Below are 6,538 nucleotides of genomic sequence, written 5' to 3'. Positions count from 1 at the left end.
CCCGCCGTAAAATGCTCGCGCACGCCCCGCCCCGGGGGGCCGGGGGCGCGCTCCCCCCCCCCCCCGTCGCCGTACCTCCCCCGGTCCCGCGGCCTCCCCGGCCCCCGGCGCCCCTTCCGAGAAAATAGAACGTGTTCTAGTATCGCCGGTGCGTCGACTACCGGAGGGTGCAACGTGACCGCGGAACTCAAGCTCGGCATCAACGTCGGCTACTGGCAGCGCGACCCCGACGACCAGACCGAGACGGTCCTGGCCGCCGAGCGCTGCGGCTACGACTCGGTGTTCACCGCCGAGGCGTACGGCTCGGACGCGTTCACCACGCTGGCCTGGTACGGCGCCCGCACGTCCCGGATCAAGCTGGGCACGGCCGTCGTCCAGATGTCGGCGCGGACCCCCGCGGCCACCGCGATGCACGCCCTCACCCTGGACGCGCTGTCGGGCGGGCGCGTGATCCTCGGCCTCGGCGCGTCCGGCCCCCAGGTCGTGGAGGGCTGGTACGGGCAGCCGTTCCCGAAGCCGCTCGCCCGCACCCGCGAGTACCTCGACATCGTCCGGCAGGTGTGGCGCCGCGAGGAGCCGGTGACCAGCGAGGGCCCGCACTACCCGCTGCCGTACCCCGGCGGGTCGGGCCTCGGCAAGCCGCTGAAGTCGATCGCCCACCCCGTGCGCCCGGAGATCCCCGTCTACCTGGGCGCGGAGGGCCCGAAGAACGTCGCGCTGTCGGCCGAGGTCGCGCAGGGCTGGCTGCCGCTGTTCGTCGACCCCGAGCAGATCGAGCCCGTCTTCGGCGGGTCGCTGGCCGGGCGCCCGGAGGGCTTCGAGATCGCCGCGACCGTCACCACGATCGTCACCGACGACCTGGCGTCCGCGCTGGAGTTCGCCAAGATCCCGCTCGCCTTCTACATCGGCGGGATGGGCGCCAAGGACCGCAACTTCCACCTCGACCTGATCGGCCGGCTCGGCTACGCGGAGGAGGCGGCACGCGTCCAGGAGCTGTTCCTGAGCGGCCGCCGGGACGAGGCGATCAAGGCCGTCCCGGACGCGCTGGCCGACGCGATCTCGCTCCTCGGCCCGCTCGGGCGGATCAAGGAGAGGCTGCGGCTGTGGCGCGACAGCCCGGTCACCACCCTGCTGATCGCCGGAGTGAGGGACGAGCCGACGCTGCGCGCCGTCAAGGAGATGGCCGACTCCTGAGAGACCGACGACACATCATCGCGCGGAATGGAGGTAGGGACCCGGGTGCTGCACGTTAGGCACCCAGGAAAGACGCAGACTGGAGATGGGACGCACGATGTCCACGCAGGACGCCGCCCGGCTTCTCGTCAGGACCCTGGAGGCGGAGGGCGTCGAGTACGTCTTCGGCATCCCGGGTGAGGAGAACATCCATTTCGTCGACGCGCTGAACGACTCGCCGATCCGCTACGTCCTCGTCCGGCACGAGCAGGGCGCCGCGTTCATGGCGGAGATCTACGGCCGCCTCACCGGGAAGGCGGGCGTGGCCTCCGCCACGCTCGGCCCGGGAGCGATCAACCTCCAGCTCGGCGTCGCGGACGCCACCACCAACAGCACGCCCGTCGTCGCGATCTCCGCCCAGGTCGGCCTGGACCGGATCTACAAGGAGTCGCACCAGATCGTCGACCTGGTGTCCCTGTTCCGCCCGATCACCAAGTGGTCGGAGCTGGCCCCGCGGGCGGAGGCGCTGCCCGAGATGGTGCGCAAGGCGTTCAAGACGGCGCAGACCGAGCGCCCCGGCGCCGTCTACCTGGCGATCCCGGAGGACGTCGAGTCGGCCGAGGTCTCCGCCGACCTCGGGCCGCTGCCGGTGAACGTCGTGCGCCCGCAGGAGCCGTCCGCGGCCCAGATCGCCCGCGCCGCCGACGTGATCGCGCTCGCGCGGCAGCCGATCGTGCTGGCGGGCCACGGCGCCACCCGGGCCCGCGCGAGCGACGCACTCGTGTACTTCTCCGAGCGCCTCGGCCTGCCGGTCGCCACCACCTTCAACGGCAAGGGCGTCTTCCCCGACGACCACCGCAACGCCCTCGGCGCGGTCGGCTTCATGCGCCACGACCACGTCAACTTCGGCTTCGACGAGGCGGACGTGCTGATCGCCGTCGGCTACGAGCTGCAGGAGTTCGACCCCGTCAAGGTCAACCCGAACGCGGACAAGAAGATCATCCACATCCACCAGTCGCCCGCCGAGGTGGACGACCACTACCCGGTCGAGGTCGGCATCCAGGGGGACGTGTCCCGGTCGCTGCGCGCCCTCGCCGACTCCGTCCACCGCCGCTTCGACGTGAACGCGACAGACCGTCCTCCAGCCCCCGCCCACCACCATTCAACGGACGAGCTCCGCTCGACAGGCCAGAAGATCCGCCGGATGCTCCAGGAGGAGCTGGCCGAGGGCGCGACCGAGGACGGCTACCCGCTCTCCCCCCGCCGCATCGTCGCCGACGTCCGCGCCGCGATGCGCCGCGGCGACATCGTCCTGGCCGACACCGGCGCGGTGAAGATGTGGATGGCCCGCATGTATCCGACCTACGAGCCGAACACGCTGCTGGTCTCCAACGGCCTGTCCTCGATGGGCTTCTCCGTCCCCGGCGCGATCGCCGCCAAGCTCGCGCACCCGGACCGCAGGGTCCTGGCGGCGACGGGGGACGGCGCGTTCCTGATGAACTCCCAGGAGCTGGAGACGGCCGTCCGCGAGAACATCCCCATCACCGTCCTGATCTGGGACGACTCCGCCTACGGGCTGATCGAGTGGAAGATGGACCTCGACCTCGGGCGCAGCTCCAACATCAGGTTCGGCAACCCCGACTTCGTCCGGTACGCCGAGAGCTTCGGCGCCCGCGGCTACCGCGTCGAGTCGGCCGCCGAGCTGCTGCCCACGCTGCGCAAGGCCCTCGCCGAGGACGCGGTCTCCGTCATCGCCGTCCCGGTCGACTACTCCCACAACCTGGCGCTGACCGACAAGCTCGGCGACCTCACCGGCCCGTTCTGACGCCGCGCGGCGCGGCCGCTCAGACGCGGCAGACGATCTCGCCGTGGGTGACGGAGTACCAGCCGTCCTCGGCCGCCGCCCACGCCTTCCAGCCCTCGTAGACGCGCTGGAGCTCGGCGCGGGTGGCGTGGCCTCCGGCGACGGCGTGCTCGGCGACGGACGACCTGACCAGGCGGCCGCCCCAGGACTCGCTCCACCATTCGCGCTCCTGCGGGGTGGCGTAGCACCAGGCCGACGCGGACGCGGTGACGTCGGTGAACCCGGCGGCGCGCGCCCAGGAGACGAGGCGGCGGCCGGCGTCGGGCTCGCCGCCGTTGCCGCGCGCGACCTTGTAGTAGATCGGCAGCCAGGCGTCCATGCCCGGCGGGTCCGGGTACCAGGCCATGGTGCCGAAGTCGGCCTCGCGCACGGCGACGATCCCTCCGGGCCTCGCCACGCGGCGCATCTCCCGCAGCGCCTGGACGGGATCGCCGACGTGCTGCAGGACCTGGTGCGCGTGGACGACGTCGAACGTGCCGTCGGGATGCTCCAGGGCGTGGGCGTCGGCCACCGCGAACTCGACGTTGTCCAGCGAGGCGGTGTTCCTGCGGGCCTCGTCCAGCACGGTCTCGGCCGAGTCGGCGGCGACCACGCGGCCCGGCGCGACGCGTTCGGCGATCCCCGCGGTGATGGTGCCCGGCCCGCAGCCGACGTCCAGGACCGACAGCCCGGGGGTCAGATGCTCGATCAGGTAGGCGGCGGAGTTCTCGACCGTGCGCCACTGGTGCGCGCTCAGGACGCTCTCGTGGTGGCCGTGGGTGTAGGTCGCCTTCGCGGTCATAGGGGATCACCTCTCTGTGTCCGGCGTCCCTCCACCGTACGACCGCTTCTCAGAATTTGAGAAATGTGTATCAACATGCGAGACGTGAAGGCATGAGAAAAGGGACCGGGGCATCGGCCCCGATCCCTTTCCGGGTGGGTGTGCGTCAGGCCGCCACGGCGACGCGGCGGACGGGCAGGGGCTGCGGACGCATCGGCAGGGCCTCGACCGCCGCGAGCGGGGGCGCGGTCTCGGCGTAGCCGTTCAGCGTCGCATGGGAGAGCTCGGTGAGCCACGGCTCCACGACGGTCCGCTCGGCGGGCCCGTCAAGCCGCGGCTGGGTGAGATGGAACGTGCCGGTCGCTGCGCTCACTGCCAACGCCCCTTCCTTCGCCCGGTGGGGCCGCGCCTGTGCGAGCGCCACCGTCTGTCACATACCCCTAGGTACGTCGTTGAAAGCGATCTGGTTCGACATCTGTTCCCGATGTCTTCCGAATCACAAGGTCAACGCTACGCGGAGGGTCTGACATTCTCGAACCCTTATTCGATCTGGTCGGGGCGCGGGGAAGGGCCGGCGGTCACGGAGCGCAACAGTGGACGGCTCAGCGCGCTCGCGCCGAGGACGCCGCCGAAGCCGAGGACGACGAACCCCGCGAGCCCGGCCAGGCCGGAGAGCCCGACCCCCTGGGCGAACGGCAGCCCGAAGAGGATGCCGGTCAGCAGCGAGCCGCCGCCCATGACGGCGAGCGGGATCAGCGTCTCCTGGCGGCGCGCCCGGTCCAGGACGGACAGGGGCGTGCCCGCCAGGCGCAGCATCGCGTACGTCCGCCTGCGGTCCAGGACGGCGGACGCCCCGGTGATCCCCGCACTGGTGATCCCCACCAGGAACGAGACGGCGAGGACGACCAGCGCGCCGGTGCGCAGGTCGGCCACCAGGAAGTCGCCGGTCACCTCGTCGTCGGCCGGCGTCGTGGCGACCCTGCCCGGGACGAGCCCGGTCAGCGCCGTGCGGGCCCGGTCGACCGCGGCGGGCCCGCCGCGGACGGTGACCGTCACGACGCCGGTCGCGGCGGCGCGGGCGCCGGGGGCGGGCGGGACGTTCCCGGTCCCGATCCGGCGCACCGACACTCCCGCGTCGAGACCGGCGAGCCTGCCCTCCGCCCGTTCGGCGACGGCGGCGGACCGCTCGTACGGGACGGCCAGTCTCAGCTCGTCCCGCGGCTCACCGGCGGACGGGTGCGCGTTCAGCAGGGCGAGGAACCCGGCGACGAAGCCGGTCAGCGCGACGCCGGCGACCGTCCGCCAGGCCGAGCGCGGGTCGTCCACGAGGCGGCGCCCGGCCAGCAGCCGGGCCGGGCCGCGCGCCGTCCCGACCGCCACGCGGCCGATGATCGCCACCACCCACGGGCCCGCGAAGTTGATCGCGAGGAAGGCCAGGACGAGGAAGACCATCAGGACGATCACGCCCGCCCGGCCCATGTCGACCAGGCCGCCGCCCACCGCCCCGAAGGCGGTCACGACGGCGAGCAGCGCGACGATCCGGACGGCCCGCATGCCGGGCGGGGTCTCGCGGCGCGCGACGCCGAGCGGGCTGACGACCACGCGGCGCAGGCCGGCGACGGCGCTGGCGCCGACGAGCACGGGCACCGCCAGGAGCAGGCCCACGAGGACGGGCGGGCTCGGCCACAGCTCACCGGCGAACCAGCCGCCGCCCGCGATCGTGACCCGGGTGAGCGGCGGGACCGCCCCCGCGTAGAGCACGAGCCCGGCCGCCGCGCCCGCGGCGGCCGTCAGCACGGCCTCGGTCACGGTGATCGCGACGACCTGGCCGGGAGTGGCGCCGACCAGCCGCAGCGCCGCGAGCCTGCCGTCGCGGCGGGCCACGGTGAGCCGGGCCGCGGCGCCGCCGAACACCAGCAGCGGAACGACCATCAGCACCGACGCCAGGCCCGCCAGCAGCAGGTAGACGCCCGCCGACCAGGACGCGCCGGTTGCGAACCGGTCGACGCGCGACGGGCCGCCGGTCGTCCCGAGGTGGTCGGCGGCGCCCCGGCGGGCGGTCATGGCGGGATCGTCCGGGGCGCGCCCGACCACCGCGACGAGCTCTCCGGGATGGACGAGCGCGTCGCGTCCGAGGGTCCCCGCCCGGGACGGGAACCGCTGGGCGAGCCGGTCGGCGGGCAGGTCCCGCATCAGGCGGGCCAGGGCGGGCGACGTCCACACCTCGCCCGGCTTCGGAAAGCGGGGCATGCCGGGCGGGACGGGGGCGTCGCCCTCCAGCGCGGCCAGGTCGACGACCCTGATCGGCCGGCCCCGGACGTAGTCGGTCGACAGCGCCTCGATCATGGAGGGGTTCGCGGCCGGCCTCCCCGGATGCCGCCAGGCGTCGGCGTGCGCGCGCTGGAGGAACGCGTGGTCGGCGCCCACCGCGAACAGCAGGAGCCCCGTCGAGACGGCCACGGCGGCGAGGGTCAGGAGCGAGCCCAGCACGTCGTTCCGGCCGCCGCCCCGCAGCAGGCGCCAGGAGAGTTCCACCGCCGTGCGCATCAGGCCGTCCTCTCCAGGGGCGGCCGGACGCGGCCGTCGCGGACCTCCACGACGCGGTCGCACCAGGCCGCAACCGAAGGGTCGTGGGTGACGACGACCAGGGACGCGCCGTTGTGCTTGGTGGCGTCCACGAGCAGCCGCATGGTCTCGTGGCCGGTCGCCTGGTCGAGCGCGCCGGTCGGCTCGTCGGCGAA

At 73.4% G+C, this 6,538-nt stretch carries 5 protein-coding genes and 1 pseudogene; 2 read left to right on the top strand and 4 right to left on the bottom strand.

The window, feature by feature from the left end:
* Window positions 1-174: 174 nt before the first annotated feature.
* Together AB0C69_RS35535 and AB0C69_RS35530 are read left to right on the top strand one after the other, a co-directional pair.
* Window positions 175-1,194 carry an LLM class F420-dependent oxidoreductase gene (locus tag AB0C69_RS35535; protein WP_345175801.1) on the top strand — a complete coding sequence of 340 codons (1,020 nt, stop codon included), beginning with the start codon at window positions 175-177 and terminating at the stop codon, window positions 1,192-1,194.
* A gap of 97 nt (window positions 1,195-1,291) precedes the next feature.
* The gene (locus tag AB0C69_RS35530) at window positions 1,292-2,998 is read left to right on the top strand and encodes an acetolactate synthase large subunit (protein ID WP_360359680.1); all 1,707 of its coding nucleotides are present in this window, start codon (window positions 1,292-1,294) and stop codon (window positions 2,996-2,998) included.
* Window positions 2,999-3,017: 19 nt separating this feature from the next.
* Here the strand turns inward: AB0C69_RS35530 and AB0C69_RS35525 are convergent, their stop codons facing one another.
* The 4 genes and pseudogenes from AB0C69_RS35525 to AB0C69_RS35510 form a co-directional block, all read right to left on the bottom strand.
* Complete coding sequence (locus tag AB0C69_RS35525) at window positions 3,018-3,818, bottom strand: methyltransferase domain-containing protein (protein ID WP_360359677.1); 801 nt, start codon at window positions 3,816-3,818, stop codon at window positions 3,018-3,020.
* Between the two features lie 145 nt (window positions 3,819-3,963).
* On the bottom strand, window positions 3,964-4,170 hold the full coding sequence (locus tag AB0C69_RS35520) for a hypothetical protein (protein WP_345175807.1): 207 nt from the start codon (window positions 4,168-4,170) through the stop codon (window positions 3,964-3,966).
* Between the two features lie 167 nt (window positions 4,171-4,337).
* Complete coding sequence (locus tag AB0C69_RS35515) at window positions 4,338-6,344, bottom strand: FtsX-like permease family protein (RefSeq protein WP_360359674.1); 2,007 nt, start codon at window positions 6,342-6,344, stop codon at window positions 4,338-4,340.
* Window positions 6,344-6,538, bottom strand: a pseudogene (locus tag AB0C69_RS35510) (ABC transporter ATP-binding protein); the annotation flags it as partial. The pseudogene AB0C69_RS35510 and the gene AB0C69_RS35515, both read right to left, overlap by 1 nt.

This window comes from Actinomadura sp. NPDC048032, from assembly GCF_040653175.1.
Classification (GTDB): domain Bacteria; phylum Actinomycetota; class Actinomycetes; order Streptosporangiales; family Streptosporangiaceae; genus Spirillospora; species Spirillospora verrucosospora.
Note: the sequence above shows the minus strand (reverse complement) of the source record. Positions and strands in the feature narration are given on the sequence as shown.